Annotated in this window: 28 protein-coding genes, 1 tRNA gene and 2 pseudogenes; 15 read left to right on the top strand and 16 right to left on the bottom strand. The window is 67.2% G+C overall.

Features of this window, described 5'->3' with window-relative positions; all coding sequences use genetic code 11:
* The first annotated feature begins 125 nt into the window (after positions 1-125).
* The 3 genes from ACFC14_RS18220 to ACFC14_RS18210 are packed head-to-tail and all read left to right on the top strand — an operon-like array spanning position 126 to position 1,536.
* Positions 126-785 (top strand): zinc ribbon domain-containing protein, encoded by a 660-nt coding sequence (locus ACFC14_RS18220; protein WP_376107956.1) that lies wholly within the window; start codon positions 126-128, stop codon positions 783-785.
* Positions 715-909, top strand: coding sequence for a hypothetical protein (locus tag ACFC14_RS18215; RefSeq protein WP_376107964.1), 195 nt, complete (start codon positions 715-717; stop codon positions 907-909). The genes ACFC14_RS18220 and ACFC14_RS18215 overlap by 71 nt, the downstream gene beginning before the upstream one ends.
* Before the next feature lie 60 nt (positions 910-969).
* Positions 970-1,536, top strand: coding sequence for a hypothetical protein (locus ACFC14_RS18210; RefSeq protein ID WP_376107789.1), 567 nt, complete (start codon positions 970-972; stop codon positions 1,534-1,536).
* Between the two features lie 617 nt (positions 1,537-2,153).
* Here the strand turns inward: ACFC14_RS18210 and ACFC14_RS18205 are convergent.
* The 5 genes from ACFC14_RS18205 to ACFC14_RS18185 all read right to left on the bottom strand — a co-directional run bounded on the left by ACFC14_RS18205 (position 2,154) and on the right by ACFC14_RS18185 (position 4,991).
* A complete protein-coding gene (locus tag ACFC14_RS18205) occupies positions 2,154-2,678 on the bottom strand; it encodes a hypothetical protein (protein ID WP_376107786.1) in 525 nt (174 codons plus the stop codon).
* Entirely contained in the window at positions 2,678-3,082 is a 405-nt protein-coding gene (locus tag ACFC14_RS18200; RefSeq protein WP_376107783.1) for a DUF732 domain-containing protein, read from the bottom strand. Before ACFC14_RS18200 ends, ACFC14_RS18205 begins: the two co-directional genes overlap by 1 nt.
* A gap of 9 nt (positions 3,083-3,091) precedes the next feature.
* Positions 3,092-3,715, bottom strand: coding sequence for a hypothetical protein (locus ACFC14_RS18195; RefSeq protein WP_376107780.1), 624 nt, complete (start codon positions 3,713-3,715; stop codon positions 3,092-3,094).
* A 107-nt stretch (positions 3,716-3,822) separates the two neighbouring features.
* Entirely contained in the window at positions 3,823-4,329 is a 507-nt protein-coding gene (locus ACFC14_RS18190) for a hypothetical protein (RefSeq protein ID WP_376107777.1), read from the bottom strand.
* Positions 4,326-4,991 (bottom strand): hypothetical protein, encoded by a 666-nt coding sequence (locus tag ACFC14_RS18185; RefSeq protein WP_376107774.1) that lies wholly within the window; start codon positions 4,989-4,991, stop codon positions 4,326-4,328. Before ACFC14_RS18185 ends, ACFC14_RS18190 begins: the two co-directional genes overlap by 4 nt.
* A gap of 82 nt (positions 4,992-5,073) precedes the next feature.
* On the opposite strand from ACFC14_RS18185, the gene ACFC14_RS18180 reads away from it, so the two are divergent.
* A complete protein-coding gene (locus tag ACFC14_RS18180; protein WP_376107771.1) occupies positions 5,074-5,460 on the top strand; it encodes a hypothetical protein in 387 nt (128 codons plus the stop codon).
* On the top strand, positions 5,460-5,636 hold the full coding sequence (locus ACFC14_RS18175) for a hypothetical protein (RefSeq protein WP_376107768.1): 177 nt from the start codon (positions 5,460-5,462) through the stop codon (positions 5,634-5,636). The genes ACFC14_RS18180 and ACFC14_RS18175 overlap by 1 nt, the downstream gene beginning before the upstream one ends.
* A gap of 71 nt (positions 5,637-5,707) precedes the next feature.
* Here ACFC14_RS18175 and ACFC14_RS18170 read toward each other — a convergent pair whose 3' ends face one another.
* The gene (locus tag ACFC14_RS18170) at positions 5,708-6,430 is read right to left on the bottom strand and encodes a hypothetical protein (protein WP_376107766.1); all 723 of its coding nucleotides are present in this window, start codon (positions 6,428-6,430) and stop codon (positions 5,708-5,710) included.
* A gap of 355 nt (positions 6,431-6,785) precedes the next feature.
* The gene (locus tag ACFC14_RS18165) at positions 6,786-7,019 is read right to left on the bottom strand and encodes a hypothetical protein (RefSeq protein ID WP_376107763.1); all 234 of its coding nucleotides are present in this window, start codon (positions 7,017-7,019) and stop codon (positions 6,786-6,788) included.
* Between the two features lie 179 nt (positions 7,020-7,198).
* On the opposite strand from ACFC14_RS18165, the gene ACFC14_RS18160 reads away from it, so the two are divergent.
* The 3 genes from ACFC14_RS18160 to ACFC14_RS18150 all read left to right on the top strand — a co-directional run bounded on the left by ACFC14_RS18160 (position 7,199) and on the right by ACFC14_RS18150 (position 8,454).
* Entirely contained in the window at positions 7,199-7,414 is a 216-nt protein-coding gene (locus ACFC14_RS18160; RefSeq protein WP_376107760.1) for a hypothetical protein, read from the top strand.
* Between the two features lie 85 nt (positions 7,415-7,499).
* Positions 7,500-7,581, top strand: a tRNA-Leu gene (locus tag ACFC14_RS18155).
* Positions 7,582-7,674: 93 nt separating this feature from the next.
* The gene (locus ACFC14_RS18150; protein ID WP_168429506.1) at positions 7,675-8,454 is read left to right on the top strand and encodes a DedA family protein; all 780 of its coding nucleotides are present in this window, start codon (positions 7,675-7,677) and stop codon (positions 8,452-8,454) included.
* A 34-nt stretch (positions 8,455-8,488) separates the two neighbouring features.
* Here the strand turns inward: ACFC14_RS18150 and ACFC14_RS18145 are convergent, their stop codons facing one another.
* Complete coding sequence (locus ACFC14_RS18145) at positions 8,489-9,298, bottom strand: Ku protein (protein ID WP_029262512.1); 810 nt, start codon at positions 9,296-9,298, stop codon at positions 8,489-8,491.
* Between the two features lie 58 nt (positions 9,299-9,356).
* On the opposite strand from ACFC14_RS18145, the gene ligD reads away from it, so the two are divergent.
* Positions 9,357-11,321 carry a non-homologous end-joining DNA ligase gene (gene ligD / locus ACFC14_RS18140; RefSeq protein WP_376107756.1) on the top strand — a complete coding sequence of 655 codons (1,965 nt, stop codon included), beginning with the start codon at positions 9,357-9,359 and terminating at the stop codon, positions 11,319-11,321.
* Positions 11,322-11,343: 22 nt separating this feature from the next.
* On the opposite strand, the gene ACFC14_RS18135 is transcribed toward ligD, so the two are convergent.
* The 4 genes from ACFC14_RS18135 to murI form a co-directional block, all read right to left on the bottom strand.
* The gene (locus ACFC14_RS18135) at positions 11,344-12,264 is read right to left on the bottom strand and encodes a cation diffusion facilitator family transporter (RefSeq protein WP_376107753.1); all 921 of its coding nucleotides are present in this window, start codon (positions 12,262-12,264) and stop codon (positions 11,344-11,346) included.
* A gap of 107 nt (positions 12,265-12,371) precedes the next feature.
* Positions 12,372-12,965, bottom strand: coding sequence for an RdgB/HAM1 family non-canonical purine NTP pyrophosphatase (gene rdgB, locus ACFC14_RS18130; protein WP_376107750.1), 594 nt, complete (start codon positions 12,963-12,965; stop codon positions 12,372-12,374).
* A 2-nt stretch (positions 12,966-12,967) separates the two neighbouring features.
* Entirely contained in the window at positions 12,968-13,705 is a 738-nt protein-coding gene (gene rph / locus ACFC14_RS18125; RefSeq protein ID WP_091030304.1) for a ribonuclease PH, read from the bottom strand.
* Between the two features lie 52 nt (positions 13,706-13,757).
* The gene (murI, locus tag ACFC14_RS18120) at positions 13,758-14,588 is read right to left on the bottom strand and encodes a glutamate racemase (protein WP_136041556.1); all 831 of its coding nucleotides are present in this window, start codon (positions 14,586-14,588) and stop codon (positions 13,758-13,760) included.
* Between murI and ACFC14_RS18115 the strand changes: the two are divergent.
* Positions 14,586-15,977, top strand: a pseudogene (locus ACFC14_RS18115) (nicotinate phosphoribosyltransferase); the annotation flags it as partial. The gene murI and the pseudogene ACFC14_RS18115 overlap by 3 nt on opposite strands.
* Positions 15,978-15,979: 2 nt before the next feature.
* On the opposite strand, the gene ACFC14_RS18110 reads toward ACFC14_RS18115, so the two are convergent.
* The 3 genes from ACFC14_RS18110 to ACFC14_RS18100 are packed head-to-tail and all read right to left on the bottom strand — an operon-like array spanning position 15,980 to position 19,285.
* Positions 15,980-16,246 (bottom strand): DUF3039 domain-containing protein, encoded by a 267-nt coding sequence (locus ACFC14_RS18110; protein WP_046013003.1) that lies wholly within the window; start codon positions 16,244-16,246, stop codon positions 15,980-15,982.
* Between the two features lie 40 nt (positions 16,247-16,286).
* Complete coding sequence (locus ACFC14_RS18105; protein ID WP_376107745.1) at positions 16,287-17,852, bottom strand: hypothetical protein; 1,566 nt, start codon at positions 17,850-17,852, stop codon at positions 16,287-16,289.
* Entirely contained in the window at positions 17,828-19,285 is a 1,458-nt protein-coding gene (locus ACFC14_RS18100; protein ID WP_376107952.1) for an ATP-binding cassette domain-containing protein, read from the bottom strand. Before ACFC14_RS18100 ends, ACFC14_RS18105 begins: the two co-directional genes overlap by 25 nt.
* Before the next feature lie 186 nt (positions 19,286-19,471).
* On the opposite strand from ACFC14_RS18100, the pseudogene ACFC14_RS18095 reads away from it, so the two are divergent.
* The 5 genes and pseudogenes from ACFC14_RS18095 to ACFC14_RS18075 all read left to right on the top strand — a co-directional run.
* Positions 19,472-19,657: pseudogene (locus ACFC14_RS18095) on the top strand (hypothetical protein); the annotation flags it as partial.
* 186 nt (positions 19,658-19,843) lie between these two features.
* Entirely contained in the window at positions 19,844-20,536 is a 693-nt protein-coding gene (locus ACFC14_RS18090; protein WP_376107742.1) for an NTP transferase domain-containing protein, read from the top strand.
* Positions 20,537-20,616: 80 nt separating this feature from the next.
* Positions 20,617-21,615: a hypothetical protein gene (locus tag ACFC14_RS18085; protein WP_376107739.1), complete on the top strand. Its 999-nt coding sequence runs from the start codon at positions 20,617-20,619 to the stop codon at positions 21,613-21,615.
* Between the two features lie 88 nt (positions 21,616-21,703).
* On the top strand, positions 21,704-23,293 hold the full coding sequence (locus ACFC14_RS18080) for an acyl-CoA carboxylase subunit beta (RefSeq protein ID WP_376107736.1): 1,590 nt from the start codon (positions 21,704-21,706) through the stop codon (positions 23,291-23,293).
* Complete coding sequence (locus tag ACFC14_RS18075) at positions 23,290-23,532, top strand: acyl-CoA carboxylase subunit epsilon (protein WP_376107733.1); 243 nt, start codon at positions 23,290-23,292, stop codon at positions 23,530-23,532. Before ACFC14_RS18080 ends, ACFC14_RS18075 begins: the two co-directional genes overlap by 4 nt.
* Before the next feature lie 7 nt (positions 23,533-23,539).
* Here ACFC14_RS18075 and ACFC14_RS18070 read toward each other — a convergent pair whose 3' ends face one another.
* Positions 23,540-24,739, bottom strand: a complete 1,200-nt coding sequence (locus ACFC14_RS18070) for an ROK family transcriptional regulator (protein WP_376107950.1) — start codon at positions 24,737-24,739, stop codon at positions 23,540-23,542.
* Positions 24,740-24,819: the final 80 nt, after the last annotated feature.

Below are 24,819 nucleotides of genomic sequence, written 5' to 3'. Positions count from 1 at the left end.
CCTTGGTGGCAGGCGTGGAAGACCCGCCTCACCACATCCCTCACCGCAGCGCAAGGGAGCAGACACCGCGGTCGCGCCCTGCTGAACTCGCCTGGAAGACCCTGTCGCCGTTCTTTCTGACCTGGATGCAGCTTGACGCCGTCGGGCGACGGTCTTTGGTCCGAACGCACGCTCCGGCGCTTGCTCGACTCCGGATTCGCGGCAGTACTCATCAGCACCACGGGGAGACAAAGCGGGGCATCCACGCACCACTCATCGCGCCCGAGGAATGGGATGCGTACCTCGAAGCCCGCGGCCGTCGGCGCGTGTATCGAAGGAGCGAGCGGTCTCTCTACGCATTCTCCGGAATGGTGTGGTGCGCGTGCCGCTCGAAGATGCACGGGGGTGCTGATGGAGCCGACCCCGCGGCGGCCTACCGATGCAAGGACGCGAAGGAAAAGGGCAAGCATTCGGGGAGCTACGTGCAGGAAAGCACCATCGACCGCGCGGTGCGGGGATGGCTGAAGGAGCGCGAGGACAGGATTCGGCAGGAGACGGCCGAAGCCATGGTCCAGCGCCCTCTACGCATCGCCAGCGACCCGACCGAGGGCATCAAGCGCAGACTCACGCAGCTGACAAGCAAGCAGATTTCACTCATTGAGGGTCGTCTTGAATTGGAATCCCGCAGGCGGCGTACGAGACGCTTCGCGATCGCTATGACACAGAGCAGGAGTCATGGAGCAGGAGCTCCGTACGACGGAAGCGCGGCAGGCTGCTCCGCTCCGGGTGCTCCCGATTCTTCTTGAACGCTGGGACGACCTCGACATCGGAGAGCGCCGAGAATTCCTCCGGACGGTCATTGCAACGGTCACCGTCACGCCGGGCAGGCCGCGAGCTCGCATCGACATCGCGGGGCACGGCGACGACTAACGGATCAGGCACCGGTCAGATTTGTGACTCGTGCCTGATCCCTGTCGCTAGGGTCAGAGCATGGAATGGCTCACTCTGGTCACGGCTCTCATAGCGGTCGGTGGAACGCTCGGCGGTGTTGCGCTGACGCAGCGCGCCGCAGCCAAGCAAGCGGAACGGGATCGCGAGGTCGTGCAACAGAAAGAGCAGGATGCTCGGCTCCGAGACGCGGCGCTCGTGACGGCGAAATTATTCAGGAAGGAGCTCGATGCAGTCCTGAGCATCACGAGGGACCAGTCCGACGAGGACATCGACCGCCAGATGAAGATCCTCGACAAGAAACTGGAGGAGCACATCCATAGCCCGAGCACGAGCGACCTCCGTCTGGCGATCATCCTGATTCCTGATTCTGAGGCGCGGGAGCAACTCTCGGCGATCATGGGTGCGTACGCGCAAAGCCTGTCAATTGAGGGTGGGCTTGCTGGAGCGCACTCTTCGTTCATCGCTGGGTCGATTCTTCAGTCAGGGAACCAGATCAGCGCTGCATACGCACGAGGAGAGAAGCCCGGCGAATACGAGATGCGGCAGTACCAGAAGTTCACGACCTGGGCGCCGGGCGGAAAGGTAGATAGCCCTTCGCCCAGATGACGGTGTCGCAACCGTCGGCATAGAATCGACGTCTCAGCCGGAGGAAGGACATGCCGGCATGGGGAACCCTGGGATGACGCTCTCTGCGTACCGCGACCTGCACTCACAGGCACGTTCGATCCTTGAGGCGGCGAAGCGAGCTCCGCTGCAGTCGCTCACCGCGCGCGAGATGGACACGCGCGAGCAGCCGATGACGATCTACCCGCGACCGAAGCGTGTCCGCGCGTGGGTCAGGTTCGGCCCCGAGGCAGTGCGCGTCGACGCGACACTCGTCCGCTCCACTCCCCGCCGGCATCGAATTCCGTGCCGAGGACCAAACCTTCCGCTGCTGGGTGTGGGGAAACGCCGTGCAGCTCGACGACGTCGACGGCCAGGCGTAAGGTCGCTGCCAAGTCCGGACGATTCGCGAACGATGCCATGACGGACGAGATGGTCCGGGAGTACGTTGCGGAGGGTGGCAGGCCCGAAGACTGGGACACGAAATCCGCACTCGCTGGCCGGGATGGGCCCGTGAAGGTGAACGACCACTCGCTCGACGGCGGGCGGTACGTCATCGCCACGACCGATTCGATGTGGCGACCGGCGCTGAACTGGTCGCTCGCGGCCTGAGTCCGTGGCTACACGAAGTAGTTCGTGCCGAGCGCGCTGATCGTCTCGACGTGGCCGAGAGGGCTTGCCCAGTGGATCACGTAGGCCGTTCGGTCGAAGATGCGTTGGTCGACCTGCGTGAACCCGTCCTCATCAGTAAAGGTCGCCACGTCAGGCACCTCGTAGCGAGCTTCCTCACCGGGGCGGAGGTTCCCGAGCTTCCGGAGCACCCGCTGGTTGTTGTGGTTCAACGCGAGGGTCACGTCTTTCGCTTCTGTCAGACCATCATTGAGGACGAGAAACGCGACGTTGCCCTCGACGTCGGTCTGCCACCCGCACCGCCAGGAGACGTCGCGAAACTCCCGCTCGCGTTCATCAATCCTCGCCTGCAACGCGAGCGCCTCCCTGGATGTCTTCGTGGCCTCGCCAGCAATCGCGTTCGCCTCAGCCGACTTCCCGTTGGCACGGATCGCGACGATCCAAGCCCCAACCGCAGCGAGTCCGCCGATCACGCCACCAATCGCGCCGATCCAGGCTCCAGCAGCTGCGTCCATCACCAGCCGCCGGTGACCTTCGACGCTTGGTCGCTGCAGAGCAGAACCCCGGCGCCCATGATCACGTTCTCGGACAGGACGGCGGATATCCCGCTGTCGACGAGAGTCGTCTCGATCTCTGCAGGGCTCACGTTGGCCTCCAGCGAATCGCAGATGCCGTGCCCGAGCTTCACGGGGCTGGCGTCGGGGTAGGTGACGAGTCCTGCTTCGCCGACCTGCTCGTGCACCGTCTCGACAAAGCCCTCCTCGAGCGCACGCATGTCGATCGTGTTGGCTGATGCTGTCGGTGTCGGCGTGGACGACTCGGCTGCCGGCGTCGTGGGTGCCGCGTCCGGCGTCGGATCAGCGCACCCGGCGAGGGCGAGAACACACACCAGGACAGCGGGGACGATGAGGCGACGCATGCTGCGAGCCTAGTTCCCGCCGGTCGAGGTCACAGCAACGATGATCGACACTATGGCGCCGAGGAGCGCCGCAGAGGTCAGGACGATGATCGCCGTCTGCTGTCTGACGCTCGTCTTTGCGTCCTTCTCGTGCTGTGTCGCCTGAGTCCTAGCCAGATCCAGCGAATCCCGCAGCAGCCTGATCTGCTCGGCGCGCTGATCCATCGCATGCTGCTCGTTCGTACGCAGAAGCTCGGCGGCAGTCTTGATCGGTGCGAGCGGGGTCGTGTCCTCGTCTGCCGGAAGCTCGACCTCATGGGGCTCGTCAGGCTCAGATTCTGGCGCTGACAATGTGACGTGGGTGTATCCCCATGCGCTGTCGGCCATCGGGAGCGGGAATCTCACCGACGGCGACATGGCTTTCGCGAGCTTCTCGGACCACTCGGTCGACTGCTTGGCGAGCATCTCGCGGACCGGAGAGAACGCGGCCAAGAGCACCTTCTGGGCATCGCCATGCAACGGGTTCGTCTCATCGTCGAGCGCAGCCTGCAGGTCCTCCAGAGGCGCGTCCCACAACGGCGAATCCGCAACGGATGGGTCGATCGCCTTGTAGTCGTCGTCCGGATCGTCGGCGCTCACCGTGCTCTTAGTCATTGCCGCCCTCTTCTCGCTTTCCGCTCTCACCGTAGGCGCCCGCAATTGAAGGGCATGACGGTAGCGCAGCCTGTGAGATGACGCATGCGCTCAGCGTAATAGACCAGCTAGAAATGGCGCTTCGTCTTGTATTCGAACGGGTCGCCTTCGACTGACCAACCGATCGTCGCGACAGCCCCGGCTCCAGCCCTGTCACCAGAGATCGCGGTAAAGGTCAGGACGTCACCGTATTCGACGTAGGCAGGCAGATCCTGCGGGAAGAAGAGCTTGACGTCGCCTCCTTCCACATCCAGAGCGTTCACGATGACTGCCTGTCCCGAAGTGTTGGGGATGCCGTAGCCGGACTTGTCGTCTCCTAGCCTGAAAGGAACGCCCCACGGCGCCGGCAGAGTGCGGCGCTGAGCGTCGAGCGCGTCCTTCGCAATCTGGTTTGCTTCCACGAGCGCAGTCGCAGATGCCTTCTGCGCCGCAACAGCTTCGTTCTTCGCGTTCTTGGCCGCCTCCGCGTCATGTAGCGCTGCCCGAGCCTGCACGAATGCGACGAGAGCCATGGCTCCGGTCAGGACCAGGATGCCGACGTTGACGAACAGGGCGGGCAGGTCAGTCTCGTTCATGAGGCGAGATTGTCCAGGAAGCCCGGCAAACCGAGGATGACGCTGACAAGCAGAGTCACGACCGCGACGATGAGCGTCGCCCATGCGATCCGGCGGCCCGACTTCTCACGCTCCCCGCTCTTCGCTGCTTCGTCTTTCTGATGCGACAGCTGATCCGACTGGAGATCGCGCTGGGCTGTCTGGAGGTCGACGAGGCGTTCGAGGTACTGGTTCGCCGCGAGCTGTACGGCGTCCTGCACCTGCGCGGCCGTCTCCGTAGGCGCTTCGTCCGCCGCAAGGTCGACCGACACCTCGGCATTGCCCGTCACGGTCAACTCACCCTTCGCCGTCCGGTAGATCATCGGGATTCCGGTAGCGGGGTCGATGGTGCTCTTGGGCAACGTCGAAACGAAGTCGGTCAGCGACTCCGTCGCCCACTTCCCCAGACCGAGATTTACGGGCTTGGCGAGTCCCAAGTCGAAGTGCTTCGTCAGGTTCCAGCCCGGGTGTATCTCGAATAGCGGTCGCATCGGCGCGATCACCTCGCGCGCGACTTCCTTCGCCTTCTCGTGTAGCGGGTTCTCGGGGTCGGTCTCGATTTCAGCCAGTTCGCGAAACGACATCTTCCACAACCGCTGATAGTCCGGGTCACTCGACTCCCGCGTCGACGGTTCATCTGCCATGCCGCGATCGTAGCGGTCCGCGATACTTCCCGGCGCGATGCCGGGTAGGCCCCGTGACGGGGCTCTCACAGGAAGGGCGACCATGCCTAGAGAACAGATCACCCACAACCGCATCATGCCCCAGCCTTCCGAGGTGCCGGTCGGCACGAGCACCCCTGACGGCGAGACGGTCGCTCCGGCGATTGTGCAACAGGAAGTTGCACGCCGGAACCTGCATGTCAGATGGAACCGCGACGCCGGATGGATTCAGGTCGCGGTCGATATGACGGTGGCCGAGATCCGCAGTCTGCTGGAGCACGCCGAGCACGAAGCCACAGCGGCGGCGCGGGCAAACGAGCACATCGGCGAGTACTTCACCGAGCAGCACCAGGTGAAGGTCTGGTCCGACGTCCTGGACCGCGGTGAGACGAACAAGGCGATCCTCGCGCTGCGCCGAGCACGCGACGCCGCCTACGGGAAGGACGCGTGATGGGCCGCCGCGACGCGATCTCCGCCGTCTTCGCCTGGGTCTTCATCGTCGGATTCGTGATCGCGCTCTGCGCTGTCACCTTCGGCATCCGTCTCGCGATCACCGGCGGCGACGTCGGTTGCGTGTTCGTGACCGACCCCGCGCTCTGCGTCGTTGTGAAGGGAGCCGACCAATGAGCGAGTCCGTCCACCATTGCCCGACGTGCGCCGTCCCCGGGCCGACCTGAGGGAGCGGGGTGCACCCGTGCCTAACGGGTCCGCTTACCTCTCCCTCTGGCCGCTGCCGCTTTCTTGCGAGCGTCGTCGTACGTCTTACGGATCTGCTCGGCGTTGTCTTCCCGCTCCTTCGCAACCGCTGCGTCATCCGATGCGAGTTCACCCTCGACCGCTTTCGGGTCTCTCGCCCACGCCGTGAGCAGGGGTGCTAGCTCCTCCAGCTCGTTGTTCATTCGAGAGGGGTGGCGACGTTTGCCCACTTCAACGGACGGCAACGCGCGGATCTCTCGGTCCAGGTTTCTGAGTCGTCGCTGGAATAGCTTCATCAATCGAAGGCCGTTCTCCTCGCCCTCGCGCTCTAGCCGCTTCTCGATCTGCTTGCGCTGTTCCTCAAGCTCCTCACCCCGGGGATCGTCGTAGCTCACGTAGACCCCGAACTTTGCCCGCCAGGTTGCTTCCGCCAGCCACTCACGAGCATCCACAGCAACCCCGCGCCGAAAGCGCGCGTCCTTCTCAGCACGATCCTGCTGTCGGTGCGTCTCGACTATCTGGTTAGCTCGGCGCGATGTCCTCCACGAAAACACCGCGACCACAACAGCGGCGAGTGCCAGCACGATCGTCGCGATCGGAGCTACAAATTCGTTGATTGCATTGTCGGGAAACCGCTCGTCGACGAGTCGGACGAGGTCGCGCACCGTCTCCGTCAGTTCTCTCAGGTCTGGTGTCGGCGTCGGCGTCGGAGTCGGAGTCGGCATGGGGAGACCCTAGCGCGTCAGGGGAACTGCCCGACGACGTCCCCGACGCGGCTCAAGACGGCCAGCAGCGCGATCACAGAGCCGCTGGCGATCACGATGCCGACCGCTCCGCCAACGGCTGTCCAACACTGCGCGAGGGTCGTCTGAGAATCCGCGAAGGATCCCATGAAGCCACCCCAGCACGGCGAAGACACCCTGCGCCCCTCCACACCCTCACCATCGCCCCGGAAGGAGCCACCATGCCGCTGCCCGAAGGGAACGCCGTCTGGCCGCCGAAGGAGTTCGACCCGTACCTGGATCTCCTCGAAGTGTTCGACGGCTGGTACACCGGCGACATCGAGGCTCTGGCGAGCATCTACCCGTCGCGGCCGATCACGCACCATCCGCTCAGGGATGCCAGCACGTCGCGCACACATGCCGCCTCATCCTCGATCAGCGCCTCCCCCCGCGCCAGGGCGAGGTCATCATGACGACGCACCTCCGCATGGGTGATCCGCCACGCCGAGTCCGGATCGACGGTCGGATCGATCCCCTCGGACCGCAGACGCATCCGCACACGTTCGGCGACGAGGGCGGAAGGATGACTCACCCCGGCATCCTCGCAACAATCCGCAACCCGGGTCCGAAGTTATCCACAGTCGTCCTTGGTGGCAGGCGTGCAAGACCCGCCTCACCACATCCCTCACCGCAGCGCAAGGGAGCAGACACCGCGGTCGCGCCCTGCTGAACTCTCCTGTTCATGGCGTGATTCAGCGAAAGGACACCGACATGACCGACACCTCCCCCTCCCCGTCGAATCCCGACGAGCCCTCACCGCTCTTCCCCGACGAGCCGCTCGCCCCGAACCCGGAAGAGCCGCTCGCCCCGAACCCGGAGGAGCCGCTCGCCCCGAACCCGCAAGAGCCACTGGCGCCGAACCCCCAGGAGCCTCTCGCGCCGAGCCCGTCGGAACCCGGCATCCCGCCCTCGACCCCTCAGACGTGAAGGGAGGGCCGCCGGACGGCAGGCAGGAACTGCGGGCTGATCCTCAGATACACCGTTTCGGCGGTCACTAGAATGATTCCACCGCGCGGGAGTGGTGGAATTGGCAGACACGCAGGATTTAGGTTCCTGTGCCCCAGGGCGTGTGGGTTCAAGTCCCACCTTCCGCACGAGAGACGATGGGGCCGTCCTGCGACCGCACGCGTCGCTCAGCTGCACCGCCGACCAATCACGACCGACGGGACTCCCCTGTGCTCGAAACCATGCTGCACGCGCCGACCGCCCTCATCCCCTGGCTCGACCCCGCAACGATCATCGGGACCGCCGGGCCGTGGGCGCTGCTCGTGGTGTGCTTCATCATCTTCGCGGAGACCGGTCTGCTCGTCGGATTCCTGCTGCCAGGAGACACGCTCCTCGTGATCGCGGGACTCCTCTCGCACCCGATCGCAGGCTCGGAGCACGGGGTCTTCGGCATCAGTGTCTGGTGGGTCGCCCTCCTCATCGGTCTCGCCGCGTTCGTCGGTGGGGAGGTCGGATACGTCATCGGCCACAAGGGCGGACCCGCCGTGTTCGAACGCAAGGAGTCGGGTCTCTTCAGCAAGAAGAACGTCGAGCGCACGAACGCCTTCTTCGAGCGTTTCGGCGGCATCACCGTGATCCTCGCGCGCTTCGTGCCGATCGTGCGTACCTTCGCCCCGGTCGCCGCCGGCGTCGGCCACATGCCGTGGCGCAAGTACACCCTCTACAACCTGATCGGTGCGGTCCTGTGGGGATTCGGGCTCACGATGTTCGGCTACCTCATCGGGTTCATCCCCCCGGTCGCCGAGTTCGTCGAGAGCTACATCGACCTCATCCTCCTCGCCGCGGTCGGCGGCACGGCGCTCGTCACTCTGTGGCACTATCTCTCCGAGCGCCACAAGGCGAAGAAGGCCGCAGCGGCCGGTGAAGACGTCGTGACGGATGCCGAAGAGGCACAGGAGCTCGTCCTGGACGCCGACGTGTTCGACCGCGCGCCCGACCTCGACGGCGACGGCAAGCACTGATCTCGATCGGCGCCGCCACCGCGGCGCCGAGGTCTCAGCCGGCGTTCTTGGCTCGCTCCTCCTTGGTGCGCGCGACGCTGGCGCGGAGCGCCTCCATCAGGTCGATGACCTCTCCACCCTCGGCGGCCTTCTCGGCCTCGCCGAAGGTCTCGGCCACGTCGAACGTGTCGCCCGCCTCGATCTTCGCGTCGATGAGCGTGCGCAGCTCCTTCTGGTATTCGTCGACGAACTCCTCGGGGTCGAAATCGGCCGAGTAGCTGTCGACGAGGGATGCCGAGAGCTCGAGCTCTTTCTTCGAGATGCGCACGTCCTCGTCCAGCGCGGGGAACTCGGCTTCGCGAACCTCATCGGCCCACAGCAGCGTCTGCAGCACGAGTACCTTCCCCCGCACGCGGAGCGCGGCGAGTCGCGTCTTCTGCCGCAGAGTGAACCGGACGATCGCGGTGCGGTCGGTCTGTTCCAAGGTCTTGCGCAGCAGCACGTACGCCTTGGGAGACTTCGAGTCCGGCTCGAGGTAGTACGGCTTGTCGAGCGTGAGCAGATCGACCTGATCCGAGGGGACGAACTCGACCACGTCGATCTCCCGGCTCTTCTCCGCGGGCAGAGCTGCGAGGTCGTCCTTGGTGAGCACGACCGTCTGGCCCTCCTCGACGTAGGCACGGTCGATGTCGGCGTATGCCACGGTCTCGCCGCACACCTCACAGGTGCGCTGGTAGCGGATGCGCCCGCCGTCCTTCTCGTGCACCTGATGCAGCGGCACGTCGTGGTCCTCGGTCGCGGAGTACACCTTGACCGGCACGTTCACGAGGCCGAAGGTCAGCGCACCCTTCCAGATCGTTCTCATGTGACCAGTGAACACCAGCCGACGCCGTCGCGGCCAGACCCTTGACTACGCTGGCTGCATGGTCGGACAGGGGCAGGTGGTGCAGGTCGACGGTCGTCGTCTGCGCGTCACCAACCTCGACAAGGTCGTGTATCCCGAAACCGGCACCACCAAGGGCGAGATCATCGCTTACTACAGCGCGATCGCCCCGCTCCTCCTCCCTCTGCTGGATCGGCGCCCGGTGACCCGCAAACGCTGGGTGGAGGGCGTCGGAACGGCGGATGCGCCGGCCGATGCGTTCTTCACGAAGCAGCTCGAACCCGGGGCGCCCGACTGGATCCCCCGTCAGGCCATCCAGCATTCGGACGGCCCGAAGGAGTACCCGCTGGTCGAGGACGTGCCGACCCTCGTGTGGCTCGCGCAGGTCGCCGCGATCGAGCTCCACGTGCCGCAGTGGCGCTTCACCGCGGATGGGCTGCCCGGCCGTCCGGATCGACTCGTCCTCGACCTCGATCCGGGCCCCGGGGTGGGACTCGCGCAGTGCGCCGAGATCGCCCGATTCGCCCGCGTCATCCTGGCCGACATGGGTCTCGATCCGTTCCCCGTCACGAGCGGCAGCAAGGGCATCCACCTCTATGCCGCTCTTCCGGGCGAGCAGACCAGCGACGAGATCTCCGCCGTCGTGAAGGAACTCGCGCGCCTGATCGAGAACGACCACCCCGACCTCGCCACCAGCGTCATGTCGAAGGCGGTGCGCGGGGGCAAGGTCTTCCTCGACTGGAGCCAGAACAACGGCAAGAAGACCACCATCTCGCCGTACTCGCTCCGTGGTCGCGCACGCCCCTGGGTCGCCGCCCCTCGAACGTGGGAGGAGCTCGATGACCCGTCACTGGGGCAGCTCGACATCGACCAGGTCCTGGCCAGGGCCGCCTCAGGGACCTACCCGCTCTCGAGTCTTCGGCCCCTGGCCGACAGATCCACGCCGACGCCGCCCACGGCGACGATATCGCCCCGTCGGCCGTCACGCCATCCGCGCGGCGGCCCCGCTCCGGCGGTCGACCGCACCGCCGCGACGCTCGCACCGATGCTCGCGGAGAACGGCACCCCCGGCGTCGCCCGCGCGCTGAGCGATCCCTCGTGGGTCGAGGTGAAGTGGGACGGCATCCGCGCGATGGGCACCTGGCACGACGGCCGGATGCTGCTGCACGCGCGTCGCGGCACCGATATCACGGGCCGTTACCCCGAACTGACAGCGGATGGGGCACCGTTCCTCCCGATCACGGATGCCGTTGTCGATGGCGAGATCGTGGCGTTCGACGCCCACGGGCGGCCGAGCTTCTCGCTGCTCCAGAATCGGATGCACCTCACACGACCGCGTGAGATCGAACGCGAGGTCATCCGCACGCCGATCGTCTACATGCTGTTCGATCTGCTGCGCCTCGACGGCCATGACCTCACGGGTATGCCGCTGCGCGAGCGACGCACGCTGCTCGAGGACGTGATCGCCGACCTCGATGCTCCGGTCCAGCTCCCGCCGGTCTTCGACGACGTCGATGCGGCCCTGGCTGCGAGCCGGGAGTTCGGGCTCGAGGGGGTCGTGGTCAAGGATCCGCAGTCGCGATACCGCCCGGGGCAGCGGAGCCCCTCCTGGCTGAAGCTCAAGCACACGCGGATGCAGGAGGCCGTGATCGTGGGTATCCGCCCGGGAAAGGGCGATCGGGAGAGCACCCTCGGCTCGCTCCTGCTCGCGGTGCCCGACACCATCGGCGGATCGACGCAGCTCCGCTACGTCGGCCGCGTGGGCTCCGGATTCACAGACCGCATCCTGCGCGACCTCCTCGCTCGCCTCGAGCCTCTCCGAGTGAAAACCGCGCCCCTCGACGGGGTCCCGGCCCCGGACGCGTCCGACGCGCTCTGGGTGCGTCCCCAGCTCGTCGGCGAAGTGGAGTTCGCGAACTGGACCCCAGACGGAGTGCTGCGACACGCGCGGTGGCGCGGGCTGCGCCCGGACAAGGAGCCGGACGACATCGTCGTGGAGCTCTGACCTCGGCGCTCGTCGGGCCTGCTCAGGCGTGATGCGGTTCGCAGTCCGACTGCTCGGCCGGCTCGATCTGGAACGTCGAGTGCTCGACATCGAAATGATCCGCGAGACACGCCTGCATCTCGGAGAGCAGCCGCGTCGATCGTCCGTCGGCGAACAATTGCGGATCGACGCTCACGTGAGCCGTGAAGACGGGCGCCCCTCGGGTCAGCTGCCACACGTGCACGTCATGCACCCCGACGACACCCGCGTACCCGAGCAGGTGAGTCCGGATGTCGCTGACGGTCGTCCCCTTCGGCGCGGACTCGGCGAGGACCGAGAAGACCTCGCGCAGGAGCGTGATGGCCCGCGGGATGATCATCGCCGCGATGAAGAGCGACGCGATGGCATCCGCCGGCATCCATCCGGTGAGGAGGATGACGATCGCCGCGACGATGACGGCCGCGGATCCGATCAGGTCGCCCATCACCTCGAGATAGGCGCCGCGCACGTTGATGCTCGTCCGCTGCGCGCGGCTCAGCAGCCACATCGAGATCGCGTTGGCGAACAGGCCCACCACGGCGACGACGAGCATGAGCCCCCCGGCCACCTCGACCTCTCCCGGGTTCACGAGGCGACCGATGCCTTCGACGGCGACCCAGACTGCCAGGGCGATCAGGATCAGGGCGTTGATCAGCGCACCGAACACCTCGGCGCGCTGATAGCCGAAGGTGCGTCGGTCGTCGGCCGGACGCGCCGCCACCGTCGCCGCGATCAGCGCGATGACGAGAGCGGACGCATCCGTGAACATGTGGGCGGCGTCCGCGAGCAGCGCCAGCGATCCGGTCAGAACCGCGCCGACGACCTGCACGACCATCACGGTCGCGGTGAGCGACAGCGAGATCGTCAGCAGGCGGCGACTACTGGCCGAACGGATGCCGCCGGCGGCGGGTGCGTGATCGTGCATGCCCCCAGGCTAGACCGCGAAACCGGGCCCGAAGCCCGGTTCCGGCTAGTCGGGAAGGGTAACGATTCTCACCGTCATCTGCGATTCAGCGACGAACTCTCCGAGGGTCAGAGTGCGCCGAGGAGCGGCAGCAGCTCAGCGAACGCGCGGGCACGGTGCGACTGCGACTGCTTCTCCTCCGCGGAGAAATCGCCTACGGTCCGCTCCTGCCCTTCCGGCTGGCCGTCCGGGACGAAGATCGGGTCGTAGCCGAAGCCGCCGCCCCCGGAAGCCGACGGCGCAAGCCGCCCCGGCCACCGCCCCTCCACGACGTGCTCGCGCCCATCCGGCAGCACGAGGGCGATCGTCGAGGTGAAGTGGGCGGCCCGGTGCGGATCGGCGATGTCGCGCAGCTGATCGAGCAGGAGCTCGAGGTTCGCCGAAGCATCCTTCTTCTGTCCGGCCCAGTAGGCGGAGAAGACGCCGGGCGAGCCGCCGAGCACGTCGACGCAGATCCCGGAGTCGTCCGCCAAGGCCGCGAGTCCGGTGTGCGCCGCAGCAGCGCGCGCCTTGATGAGGGCATTCTCGGCGAACGTGACGCCGTCTTCCACCGGCTCGGGGCCGTCATAGCCGACGACCTCGAGATCAGGTCGAGCCTGAGCCACGATCTGCTGGAACTCCGCGACCTTGTGCGCGTTGTGGGTCGCGAGGACGACCTGCATCGTCACTCCCCCGCCAGTGCGGCGAGCTGCTTGCCCTTCAGGTCCTCGCAGCCGGCCACACCGAGCTCGAGCAGCGCATCGAGTTCGCGCTTGTCGAACGGTGCGCCCTCCGCGGTGCCCTGCACCTCGACGAAGAGTCCGCGACCCGTGACGACGACGTTCATGTCGGTCTCGGCCCGGACATCCTCGGTGTATGCCAGATCGAGCATTGGCTCGCCGTCGATGATCCCCACCGACACGGCGGCCACGGAGTCGAGCAGCGGCGTGGAGTTCTTGCCGATGAACTTCTTCTCGCGACCCCACTCGATCGCGTCGGCCAGGGCCACGTAGGCACCCGTGATGGCCGCGGTGCGCGTGCCACCGTCTGCCTGCAGCACATCGCAGTCGATCACGATCGTGTTCTCTCCGAGCGCCTTCGTGTCGACGACGGCGCGCAGCGCACGACCGATCAGGCGGGAGATCTCGTGGGTGCGACCGCCGATACGACCCTTGACGCTCTCGCGGTCGTTGCGGCTGTTCGTGGCGCGAGGAAGCATGGAGTACTCCGCCGTCACCCATCCCTTGCCCTTGCCGGTCAGCCAGCGCGGCACCCCGTTGGTGAAGGACGCCGTGCACAGCACCTTCGTGCCGCCGAAGCTGATCAGCGCGGACCCCTCGGCGTGCGCGCTCCAGTTGCGCTCGATGGTGATCTCTCGCAGCTGATCGGTGGAACGGCCGTCGACGCGGACGATTTCGGACATGTGCTTCTCTCGGTCGGGGTGGGACGAATCGACGGACGATTCGAGGAGGGGCTTACTCGGAGGCGATGTGAGGAAGAGCGATGACTCCGGTCTGCACGAGCTGCACGTCCCGCACCTCGCGGCCCATCAGTCGGTTGGCCAATGCCGTGAATTCATCGGCCGAGGCACCGGTGGCCTCGTAGACGTAGGTCGCCGCCGCATCGGGCGACGCCAGGAGGTCGCCTCTGACCAGTTGGCGGTACACATCGCCGGCGGTCTCGTCGTCGCTGGAGACGAGGGTGACGCCCTCTCCCATGACGTAACTGATGGCACCACGCAGGAAGGGATAGTGCGTGCATCCGAGCACGAGGGTGTCGACCTCCGCGTTCCGCAGCGGCGCGAGGTACTCCTCGGCGACCGCGAGAACCTCGGGTGTGCCGGTGATCCCCGCTTCGACGAACTCGACGAACCGCGGACAGGCCGCCGTGAAGACCTGCAGCCTCTCGTTCACCTCGAGCATGTCCTGATAGGCGCGGGACCCGATGGTGCCCACCGTGCCGATGACGCCGACCCGTCCGTTGCGCGTCGTGGACACGGCTCGGCGCACGGCCGGCCCGATGACCTCGACGACCGGGATGTCGTAGCGCTCGCGAGCGTCACGGAGCATGGCGGCCGACGCCGTGTTGCACGCGATCACGAGCATCTTGACGCCCTGGTCGACCAGGGTGTCGAGCACCTCGAGGGAGTAGCGGCGGACGTCCGCGATCGGCTTGGGCCCGTACGGGGAGTGCGCGGTGTCGCCGATGTAGACGAACGACTCCCGGGGCAGCTGGGCGCGGATGGCCCGCGCCACCGTGAGCCCGCCGACACCGGAGTCGAAGATCCCGATCGGCGCGTCGTTCATGACTCCCCAGCCTACCCGCGTGCGACGCGTCGCGCGCATCAGCGCGCTCAGTATGCTGAGCGCATGACCACGTCGACGGCGCTGCTCACCGACCGTTACGAGCTGACGATGCTCGCCGCTTCCCTCCGGGACGGGACCGCCTTCCGCCCCAGCGTCTTCGAGCTGTTCTCCCGTCGATTGTCCGGAGGCCGTCGATTCGGCGTCGTGGCCGGCACGGGCCGTCTTCTCGGACTGCTGCGCGAGTTCCGCTTCGGCGAGGAGGAGCTGCGATTCCTCCGCGACGCGCAGGTCGTGGATGCCGAGTCGCTGAAGTACCTGGAGGACTACCGATTCACCGGGTCGATCCGTGGTTACCGCGAAGGTGAACTGTACTTCCCCGGTTCCCCCATTCTCACGGTCGAGGGAACATTCGCCGATGCGGTGGTCCTGGAGACCCTGGCGCTCAGCGTGCTCAATCACGACTCCGCCGTCGCCACCGCCGCCGCGCGGATGAGCATCGCGGCGGGCGAGCGTCCGCTGGCGGAGATGGGTTCGCGGCGTGCGGCCGAGCGCTCAGCCGTGGCCGCCGCCCGCGCCGCCTACATCGCAGGGTTCGGCGCGACGAGCAACCTCGAAGCCGGCAGAAGCTGGGGCATCCCCACGATGGGCACGGCCGCCCACTCGTGGACGCTGCTGCACGACACCGAGGAGGAGGCGTTCCGCGCCCAGGTGGCGAGCATGGGCACCGACACCACGCTGCTCGTCGACACCTACGACATCCGCACCGGCGTAGAGACGGCGATCCGCGTCGCCGGCACCCGTCTCGGCGGCGTGCGCATCGACTCCGGCGACCTTCCGATCGTCGCCGCGGATGTGCGCGCGCAGTTGGACGAGCTCGGGGCCGCCGACACGCGCATCACCGTGACCAGCGACCTCGATGAGTACGCCATCGCGGCCCTCGCCGCGTCGCCGGTCGATGCCTACGGTGTCGGTACTTCCGTGGTGACCGGATCCGGCTACCCCACGGCGAGCATGGTCTACAAGCTCGTCGCCCGGCAGGATGGCGCCGGCTCGTGGATCGGCGTCGCGAAGGCATCTGCCGACAAGGCGTCGTACGGAGGTCGCAAAGCCGCATTCCGCACGCTGGTCGACGGGGTGGCGACCGCCGAGACGGTCGTCGTGTCCGACGGGTTCGAGGAACTCGATACGCCGGATGAGCACCCGGATGGTCGCCCGCTCCAGGCGACCTTCGTCGAGGTGGGCGATATCGACACCGCCCACGAGGGATCAGAGGGGACGGCGGCCGCACGGGCGCATCACCTGCGCGTGCGCGAGGAACTTCCGGTGCGCGCTCTCGCGCTCAGCAAGTCCGACCCGGCGATTCCCACCGTGTACGTCGAAGCCGACTGACGTCAGCTGATCATCGACTCGTAGATCTCCTTGCACGTGGGGCAGATCGGGAACTTCTCCGGGTCGCGACCCGGCGTCCACTTCTTGCCGCACAGTGCGCGTACCGGCTTCCCGGTGATCGCGGATTCGAGGATCTTGTCCTTCTTCACGTAATGCGAGAAGCGCTCGTGGTCGCCCGGTTCGAGATTCTCCTCGCGGAGGAGCTCTTCCAGTTCGCGATCAAGCGTTGCCACGCCGCCCTGATCGGGGCTGTCCAGCGGAGTACTCATCCCGTGAGTCTAGCGGCGTCGACGGCGTCGCGGGCGGTCGTCACGCGGTCTCGACGAACTCCATCAGCCGCTCGCCGCTGCGCTCGAAGATGCGTCCGCCGATGACCGATCCGGCCGCCAGCACGGCAAGCCCGACGAGGAGCCCGACCCAGAACGTCGCCGGTGCATAGGCCGAGCCCTCGAGGAGGGTGGCCGCGAACAGCCAGATGGTGGGGATGCTGACCACGATCGCTCCGAGGAAAGCCGCCGCCGGTCCGTACGTGCCCCGAGAGGTGGGCCGCTGCGGCTGCTGGAAGGGACTATCGCCGGGACGGGAGACCGCATACGGGGCCACGACCGACACGATGCTGGAGATACCGAGAGCCGAGAACAGGAGGCTCGCCGCCAGGCCCCCGAGCGGCAGCAGGAGACTCCAGTCGCCGACCAGGAGGAGTGACAGCGGTGTGGCGATCGCGAGGACCGGCACAGCCACCAGCAGCACCGGGATCAGGCGACCGAGGCGATCGGGAAGTCCGCGCACGCCGCTGGCCACATGGGTCCACAGGGCCGTCGAGTCGTAGGCGACGTCGTTGTGCGGCAGCCAGCCGAAGAACAGCGCCATCACCGGGACAGGCACCAGCGCGGCGACCTCGACCGGCACACCGGCGACGATGAGCGGCAGCACCGTCAGCACCCCGGCGACCGGGACGACGATGAGGTTCATGATGTATCGGCGGTCTCGGAGCCAGTAGACGAGACTCCGGGCGGCGATCGCGCCGAACGCGTTGGACGGCAGCAGACCGAACCAGCCGAGCCCGGTGCGCTCGCGCGCGGCGACCGGGCGTTCGGTCGTCGTGAGCAGCCGACGCACGAGCCATGACCACGCGAACCAGAGCAGACCGACGGTGACGACCGCGACGATGCCGCTGACCCATGCGGTCGCCGTCTCCCCCGCGGCCGACGAGAAGAGGAAGGCGGGCGAAGCTGCGAACGGACTGAAGCCGAGCACGGTCGACAAGGTCGCGAGCGAGTGGGGCACGAGGCCGTCCCACCGCAAGGATCCGAAGAACACGGCGACCGGGAAGGCGATCACGAGCAGCGCGAGGGCGAACAGCGCGGTGAGCTCGCGAGAGCGGCGCTCCGGCAGCAGGAGGGCGTTGACCGCCATGCCGATCCGCGAGATGAGCACGGTCGTGACGACGCCGAGAAGGGTCATCAGGACGGCGAGGGGCCACGGCGTCCCCGCCCCGATCGCGACGATGCAGACGCTGACGTAGACGGCGAGCAGCGCCAAGCTGGGGACACTGACGAAAGCAGCCAGGAGGAGCACCCACGGCATCTGGCGTTCGTCCACGCCGAAGACGGCGAACCGTCTGGGGTCCAGCTGGTCGACCGCGCCGACGAGGATCGGCCCCACGAGGAAGCCGAGGAGCAGGGCGGCCCCACCGAGCACGGTGACCGCGCGTGCGACCGGAACTGGAGCATCCGCGAGGCTGAACACCGCGAAGCAGACGACGACGGTGACGGCGACGACCGCTGCGAGCAGAACCAGCATCCGAACCCGACGGTCGCTGCGCAGCGCTCCGATGAGGAGCGCGAGTCTCAGTCGGAGAACGTGTGCAGCCACTCGAGCCCCTCCACCTCTCCGCTGGAACCCGCGAGTTCCACGAAGCGCGCTTCGAGGGTCTGCCCTGCGCGCACCTCGTCGATCGTTCCCTCTGCCAGGACCTCACCGTTGACGATGATGGCCACGCGCGAGCAGACGCGCTCGACCAGGTCCATGCCGTGGCTGGAGAGGATGACGGTGCCGCCGTGCGAGACATAGGCGCGCAGGATGTCCAGGATCACGGCGGACGAAACCGGATCGACCGATTCGAACGGCTCATCGAGCACGAGGACGCGCGGCGAGTGGATCATGGCCCCGGCGAGCATGATCTTCTTCGTCATGCCTGCCGAGTAGTCCGACACCACCCGGCTGAGCGCATCACCGAGATCGAAGGCACGAGCGAGGTCCGCCGCCCGCTTCTCGATGACGTCGGCCGTGAGCCCCCGCAGCAGCCCGTAGTAGTAGAGGAGCTGACGGCCGGTGAGCCGGTCGAACGTGCGCAGCCGGTCGGGCAGGACGCCCATCATGCGCTTCGCCGCCTGCGGCTTCACCGCCTGATCGATCCCGCAGATCACGACGCTGCCCTCATCGGCTCGCAGCAGACCGGCGACGATCGAGAGCGTGGTGGTCTTGCCTGCACCGTTGGGCCCGACGACCCCATAGAACGACCCGGCCGGGACGGTCAGGTCGATCCCGGCGACGGCACGATTGTCTCCGAACTGCTTCACGAGGCCGCGGATGCTGATCGCCTCGCCGCCCGATGCACTGTCGATCGCGCCGACGGCGTCCGACGCCGCATCGTCGGAGTCGACGGCGGCTTCGACGACCTCGACCGACGTCGTTTCCTGCGCGAGTTCGGTCGCGTCGGCGGCGGTAGCTACGGTGACATCGTCCTCGACGGTCATTGCGGGCGCGTCGGCCTCACCGAGCTTCGGGAACACGGAGGCGTCCTCGACCGCAGGGTCGGAAGCCACGGGCGGCATCTCGTCGACGGCCGGCGATGCCTCGACGACGGGCGACGCGGGGATGACGGCACGCGTCTCGACCGCGACCGCCTGCTCTGCCGCAGCCCTGTCTGTCACAGCCTGCTCGGCCGTTGCCTTGTCCGCCACAGCCTGCTCGGCCGCTGCCTTGTCCGCCACAGCCTGCTCGGCCGCCGCCTTTGCGGCAGCCGCCTTCGCCGCGGCCGTCTTGGCTGCCGCTGTCTTGGCTGCCGCCGTCTTCGCTGCCGCCGCCTTCGCGGTCGTCGACCGGGCCGTGGACTTGGCTGCCGCAGTCTTGGCTGCCGCAGTCTTCGCCGCCGCCGTCTTCGCTGCCGCTGTCTTCGCCGCGGCCGTCGTCGAAGACGGCGGTTTCGCCGCTGCGGCCCGTGCGGCGGTGTTCTTCGCTGCAGCAGTGCGAGCCGCCGCCGGGACCCGCTTCGGAGCCGTTTTCGCTGCCGCCCCGTCGAGCATCGCGTTCTTCAGCGGCTCGACGATGACGTCAGCGGTCGGTGCTGCCTTCTCTGCAGCGGACTTCGTGGTCGTCTTCGCGGCCGGCTTCTTCGGTGCGGCACGTTTCGCGGGGGCAGGCTTCGCCGGAGTGCGGTTCCCCGTGCCGGGTTTCTTCGCGGCAGTCGTCTTCGCGGCAGTCGTCTTCGCGGCAGTCGTCTTCGCGGCAGTCGCCTTCGCGGCAGTCGCCTTCGGCGCAGGCTTCGTCGATGCCTTCGGCTGCGCGGTTTCGGTATCGTCCACCTCGGCGGCGCGGTCGTCAGGGGAGGAAGTCACCGTCCTACGGTATCAATGGGGAGCCGCATGCCAAGGCCGCCGCGCAACATTCACCGCTGAACCCTCAGATCCGACACAATGGGCCGGAGGGCGAGCCTGTGCGTCCGGTGTGTACTCGATCACGAAATGACAACGGGAGGCTCCCCGACCCGGGGCTTCCCAGGGTCCCTCGCTACCATGAACTCGGCACGACGAAGTGTCTGGTCGGTGAATCGACCGTGAACACAACTTCCTTTAGGAGCACTCGTGACTCTTCAGACCGTCATCCTCGCCGCCGGCATGGGCTCGCGCCTCGGCCGCGCGCTGCCGAAGCCGCTCACCGAACTGAGCGACGGCCGCACGATCATGGGCCAGCAGCACGACAACATCCGCGCCGCCTTCGGCTCGCACGCACGTATCACCACGGTGGTCGGCTACCGTGCCGAGACCATCATCGACGCCTTCCCCGCAGTCAACTACGTCCACAACGAGCGGTACGACGAGACGAACACGTCGAAGAGCCTGCTGCGCGCCCTCGGCGCGACCGGCAAGGGCGGCGTGCTGTGGATGAACGGCGACGTGGTGTTCGACCCGATGATTCTCGGACGCGCGGCCGCCTACATCGAGCGCGACCAGTCGTTCGTCACCGTCAACACCTCCAAGGTCAGCGATGAAGAGGTGAAGTACACGGTCACCGCCGAGGGCTTCATCAACGAGCTGTCCAAGACCGTCAAGGGCGGTCTCGGCGAGGCCGTGGGCATCAACTACATCTCGTCCACGCACAAGAAGGCGTTCATGCGCCAGTTGCAGCGCGTCGAGGACCAGGACTACTTCGAGCGGGGCCTCGAGCTCGCCATCGCCGAGGACGGCCTGCTGCTCGAGCCGATGGACGTCTCCGATCTGTACGCGGTCGAGGTCGACTTCGCCGAAGACCTGGAGCGGGCGAACCTCTTCGTCTGATCTCTCGTCACGAAAGCCCGGTCCCTTCCGAGAGACCGGGCTTTCGGCGTTTTCGCGGCCGGGCTTCGTAGGATCACTGCATGGCCCCCAAGGTGCACAAGATCCACTCCCTGCCGGATGACGCCCCGTGGGACAATGGCGTGCCGCCCACAGGTTCCCCGGAGCATCCGATGATGGTGCGCGGACTCGACCGCGTCCTGTCGATCCAGCGCCCCCTCGTCCTGGCCCACATCCGCAGCATCCGCTTGCGCAACCCCCACGCCTCGCCCGCCGAGATCGTCCGCATCCTCGAGCGTCGCTACCTCGCAGCCGTGACCACGGGCGGCGCAGCGGTCGGCGCGACCGCCGTCGTCCCCGGCATCGGCACGGGCGTCACGCTCGCGCTCTCCGGAGTGGAGACCGTCGGTTTCGTGGAGTCGACCGCGCTCTTCGCGCAGTCCGTCGCCGAGGTGCACGGCATCGCGGTCGCGAACCCCGATCGCGCGCGCGCCCTCGTGATGACGCTCATGCTGGGCAAGGAGGGCGTCGACCTCGTCGGACAGCTCGCCGGGCAGGTGGCCGGACGCGGCGGGAGCAGATCGTCCTACTGGGGTGAGTTGGTCACGAAGTCCCTCCCCCGCGCCGCTGTCGGACCTCTGGTCGACCAGCTGAAGAGCATGTTCGTGAAGCAGTTCGCGGCCAAGGGCGGGGCCTCGGTCATCGGCAAGGCGCTGCCGTTCGGCATCGGCGCCGCGATCGGAGGCGCCGGAAACCACATCCTGGGTCGTCGCGTGCTGACCACATCGCACAAGGCATTCGGGGCCGCACCGATCGATCTGCCCCTCGAACTGGAGCCCGTTCCGGGCGCCGAGAAACTCGAACTGCGGATGCTGCGCGGCGCGCGCTACGCCGGCTCCGCGGTGGCGGGCGCCGCCGGGACGACCGTGCGGGGTGTCGAGTGGGTCGGTCGCAAGGCGCTCTCCCTCGGGCGCACCCCGAAGACGGACCCCGCCCTGGAACAGGTGGAGTCCGGGAACACGAGCGTCCCCGCGCCGCCGGAAGTGGCCTCATCGTCCGAATCAGACGACGCGCTTCGCTGAAGTCCGCGCGCTCATCGCCAAAGGATCGGCCGACCCGTTGTGCCGAGCATCCAACGGAGCGCGTCGACCCGACGCTAGGGTGGAATCCGTGACGGACAAGCCCGACCTCTTTACCACCGCCGGCAAGATCGCGGATCTGCGCGCTCGCTATTCGGAAGCCGTCGTCGACGCGGAAGCGAAGGCGAAGGAGAAGCAGCACGCGAAGGGCAAGATGACCGCCCGTGAGCGCATCGAGCTGCTCGTCGACCCCGGGAGCTTCGTCGAGTTCGACGAGTACGTGCGCCACCGCACCACCGCGTTCGGCATGGACCGGTCCCGCCCCTACGGCGACTCGGTCGTCACCGGCGTCGGCACGATCAACGGGCGCACCGTCGCGGTGTACTCCCAGGACTTCTCGACCTTCGGCGGATCGCTCGGCGAGGTCGCCGGCGAGAAGATCGTCAAGATCATGGAGTTCGCACTCTCCGGAGGCATGCCCTGCATCGGCATCCTCGATTCGGGTGGCGCACGCATCCAGGAGGGCGTCGTGGCGCTCGGCAAATACGGCGAGATCTTCCGCCTGAACACCCGCGCATCCGGCGTCATCCCGCAGATCTCCATCATCATGGGCCCGGCGGCCGGCGGCGCGGTGTACTCGCCGGCACTCACCGACTTCGTGATCATGGTCGACAAGACCAGCCAGATGTTCGTCACCGGACCCGATGTGATCAAGACGGTCACCGGCGAAGACGTGGGCATGGAGGAACTCGGCGGCGCGTACACGCACAACACCCGCTCGGGCGTCGCGCACTACCTCGCGGAGGATGAGGACGACGCGATCGACTACGCGCGCACGCTCCTCAGCTTCCTCCCCGACAACAACATGGCGGAACTGCCCTCGTACGAGAGCACGTTCGAGTTCGAGACCACCGACGCCGATCGCACACTGAACACGATCGTGCCGGACTCGACGAATCAGCCCTACGACATCCACACCGTGATCGAGCACATCGTGGACGAAGGCGACTTCCTCGAGGTCCAGCCGCTGTTCGCGCCCAACATCGTGATCGGATTCGGGCGCATCGAGGGACGATCGGTCGGGGTCATCGCCAACCAGCCGTCCCAGATGGCCGGAACGCTCAACATCGAGGCCGGTGAGAAGGCCAGCCGTTTCGTGCGCTTCTGCGATGCGTTCTCGATCCCGATCGTCACCCTCGTCGATGTGCCCGGCTACCTTCCCGGCACCGACCAGGAGTGGACCGGCGTCATCCGCCGCGGAGCCAAGCTGCTCTACGCGTACGCCGAAGCCACCGTGCCGTTGGTCACCGTCATCCTGCGCAAGGCCTACGGCGGCGCGTACATCGTCATGGGCTCGAAGCAGCTCGGCGCGGATGTGAACCTCGCATGGCCGACGGCGGAGATCGCGGTCATGGGAGGTCAGGGCGCCGTCAACATCCTGTACCGAGGCGAGATCAAGAAAGCCGAGGAGGCCGGCGAAGACGTCGCCGCCGTACGCACCCGTCTCGCGAACGAGTACACGTACAACGTGGCGTCGCCGTTCCTCGCAGCCGAGCGCGGCGAGCTCGACGGCATCATCGAGCCGGCGAACACCCGCGTCTCGATCGCCAAGGCACTGCGAGCATTGCGCGGCAAGCGCGCCGACCTTCCGCCGAAGAAGCACGGGAACATCCCGCTGTGACCGCGCACGACACGCCGAGCGGAGTGTCGGGGGATGCCGCCCCGATGCTCGAGATCACCCGCGGGGCGGCCACCGAAGAGGAACTCGCCGCACTCATCGCGGTGATCAGCGAGGCGTACGTCACCGAGGCTGCGGACGCCGTGGTGGAGGAGCCCTCGATCTCCGCCTGGACCCGCACGCAGCGCCCCCTCCGCCGTCCGCTGCGTCGCGACATCCCCTGGGGAAGATTCTCCGGCTGATCCCGGCTCAGTGGCCGAGCAGCAATGCCGACGCCCGCGGGCTGAGAACCGAATCGAGCACCACGCAGCCGGCTCCCACGGCGCCGACGTCGTCGCCGACGACCGTGCCGTCGACAGGCAGCGAGCGCACCGCGCGCGTGGCGCTCGCCCGTTCGAGCCGGTCGGGGATCTCACGCAGGTAGACGTCGGCCAGTCGCGACCAGAACGGGCCGCCGAAGACCACGCGATCGACGTCGAGCATGTTCGTCAGCGCGGCCGTCAGCACCGACATGTGCGCCGCGGCCTGGCGCAGCACGCCGTCTGCGAGCGCGTCGCCGTCGGCCGCCCGGTCGCACAACTCCGTGAGACGCGCCTCGACGGCGTCCACATCGCTCATCCCCTGATCCTCGGGGAAGACTCCCGCATGCGCCGCCTGTGCCACGATGGCCTGCGGCGTGCAGACGACTTCGACGCAGCCGCGGGATCCGCAGGTGCACGACGGTCCATCCGGGTCCACGATGATGTGGCCGACCTCTCCGATGTTGCGTGTGCTTCCGCGGACCGCCTCCCCCTCTCGCACCAGCGCCGCACCGATACCCGTACCCAGATACACGAACACGAACGAGTCATCGGCCGACGCCCTCCGCATCCAGAGCTCGCCCACCGCGGCAGCGGTCGTGTCCTTCTCCAGCACCACCGGGAAACCGGTCGCTTCGGCGAGCACTGCCTGCAGCGGCACCCGGTTCCAGCCCCGGAGCTTCGGCGGGTCGATCACGGTCCCCTTCTCCGCATCGAGCGGGCCGGGGGCTGCGATCCCCACACCGGCGATCGATGTCCGGTCGACCCCCGATCCCGTGATGAGCGCGTCGATCGTCGCCGCCATGGCCTCGACGATCCGCCGCGGCTCCATGTCGGGGGTATGCGCGCTCGTCCGACGCACGACCGCACCGGAGAGATCGAGCAGCACGAACGTCATGACCGCGGGGTCCAGATGCACTCCGACCGCGAACCGGCTGTCCGGGACCAGCCGCAGCGTGACCCGGGGCTTGCCCGGCCCGTTGATCGTGCGCCCGGCCTCGCGGATGAGACCGTCGTCGAGCAGCCGCCGCGTGATGTTCGTGACGGTCTGGGCCGACAGGCCGGTGGCCTCGGCGAGCTCGATCCGGCTCGACCCCTCGCCGGACCGACGGATGGCCTCCAGCACGACGGACTGGTTGAAGTCGCCCATCCGTGGAAGATTCGTGCCCCGGCGCGTTCGCATCGTCCCATGATCCCCCATCGAAGGAGAAAACGTGTCCCCCAAAATAC

Source organism: Microbacterium sp. NPDC055988, from assembly GCF_042269505.1.
GTDB lineage: Bacteria > Actinomycetota > Actinomycetes > Actinomycetales > Microbacteriaceae > Microbacterium.
Note: the sequence above shows the minus strand (reverse complement) of the source record. Positions and strands in the feature narration are given on the sequence as shown.

What these genes read in the sequence shown, in the direction of transcription:
- ACFC14_RS18220 (WP_376107956.1), top strand. Translation starts at nt 126, where the DNA reads ATGCAGCTTGACGCCGTCGGGCGACGGTCTTTGGTCCGAACGCACGCT.
- ACFC14_RS18215 (WP_376107964.1), top strand. Translation starts at nt 715, where the DNA reads ATGGAGCAGGAGCTCCGTACGACGGAAGCGCGGCAGGCTGCTCCGCTC.
- ACFC14_RS18210 (WP_376107789.1), top strand. Translation starts at nt 970, where the DNA reads ATGGAATGGCTCACTCTGGTCACGGCTCTCATAGCGGTCGGTGGAACG.
- ACFC14_RS18205 (WP_376107786.1), bottom strand. Translation starts at nt 2,678, where the DNA reads ATGGACGCAGCTGCTGGAGCCTGGATCGGCGCGATTGGTGGCGTGATC.
- ACFC14_RS18200 (WP_376107783.1), bottom strand. Translation starts at nt 3,082, where the DNA reads ATGCGTCGCCTCATCGTCCCCGCTGTCCTGGTGTGTGTTCTCGCCCTC.
- ACFC14_RS18195 (WP_376107780.1), bottom strand. Translation starts at nt 3,715, where the DNA reads ATGACTAAGAGCACGGTGAGCGCCGACGATCCGGACGACGACTACAAG.
- ACFC14_RS18190 (WP_376107777.1), bottom strand. Translation starts at nt 4,329, where the DNA reads ATGAACGAGACTGACCTGCCCGCCCTGTTCGTCAACGTCGGCATCCTG.
- ACFC14_RS18185 (WP_376107774.1), bottom strand. Translation starts at nt 4,991, where the DNA reads ATGGCAGATGAACCGTCGACGCGGGAGTCGAGTGACCCGGACTATCAG.
- ACFC14_RS18180 (WP_376107771.1), top strand. Translation starts at nt 5,074, where the DNA reads ATGCCTAGAGAACAGATCACCCACAACCGCATCATGCCCCAGCCTTCC.
- ACFC14_RS18175 (WP_376107768.1), top strand. Translation starts at nt 5,460, where the DNA reads ATGGGCCGCCGCGACGCGATCTCCGCCGTCTTCGCCTGGGTCTTCATC.
- ACFC14_RS18170 (WP_376107766.1), bottom strand. Translation starts at nt 6,430, where the DNA reads ATGCCGACTCCGACTCCGACGCCGACGCCGACACCAGACCTGAGAGAA.
- ACFC14_RS18160 (WP_376107760.1), top strand. Translation starts at nt 7,199, where the DNA reads ATGACCGACACCTCCCCCTCCCCGTCGAATCCCGACGAGCCCTCACCG.
- ACFC14_RS18150 (WP_168429506.1), top strand. Translation starts at nt 7,675, where the DNA reads ATGCTGCACGCGCCGACCGCCCTCATCCCCTGGCTCGACCCCGCAACG.
- ACFC14_RS18145 (WP_029262512.1), bottom strand. Translation starts at nt 9,298, where the DNA reads ATGAGAACGATCTGGAAGGGTGCGCTGACCTTCGGCCTCGTGAACGTG.
- ligD (WP_376107756.1), top strand. Translation starts at nt 9,357, where the DNA reads ATGGTCGGACAGGGGCAGGTGGTGCAGGTCGACGGTCGTCGTCTGCGC.
- ACFC14_RS18135 (WP_376107753.1), bottom strand. Translation starts at nt 12,264, where the DNA reads ATGCACGATCACGCACCCGCCGCCGGCGGCATCCGTTCGGCCAGTAGT.
- rdgB (WP_376107750.1), bottom strand. Translation starts at nt 12,965, where the DNA reads ATGCAGGTCGTCCTCGCGACCCACAACGCGCACAAGGTCGCGGAGTTC.
- rph (WP_091030304.1), bottom strand. Translation starts at nt 13,705, where the DNA reads ATGTCCGAAATCGTCCGCGTCGACGGCCGTTCCACCGATCAGCTGCGA.
- murI (WP_136041556.1), bottom strand. Translation starts at nt 14,588, where the DNA reads ATGAACGACGCGCCGATCGGGATCTTCGACTCCGGTGTCGGCGGGCTC.
- ACFC14_RS18110 (WP_046013003.1), bottom strand. Translation starts at nt 16,246, where the DNA reads ATGAGTACTCCGCTGGACAGCCCCGATCAGGGCGGCGTGGCAACGCTT.
- ACFC14_RS18100 (WP_376107952.1), bottom strand. Translation starts at nt 19,285, where the DNA reads ATGCTCGACGGGGCGGCAGCGAAAACGGCTCCGAAGCGGGTCCCGGCG.
- ACFC14_RS18085 (WP_376107739.1), top strand. Translation starts at nt 20,617, where the DNA reads ATGGCCCCCAAGGTGCACAAGATCCACTCCCTGCCGGATGACGCCCCG.
- ACFC14_RS18070 (WP_376107950.1), bottom strand. Translation starts at nt 24,739, where the DNA reads ATGGGCGACTTCAACCAGTCCGTCGTGCTGGAGGCCATCCGTCGGTCC.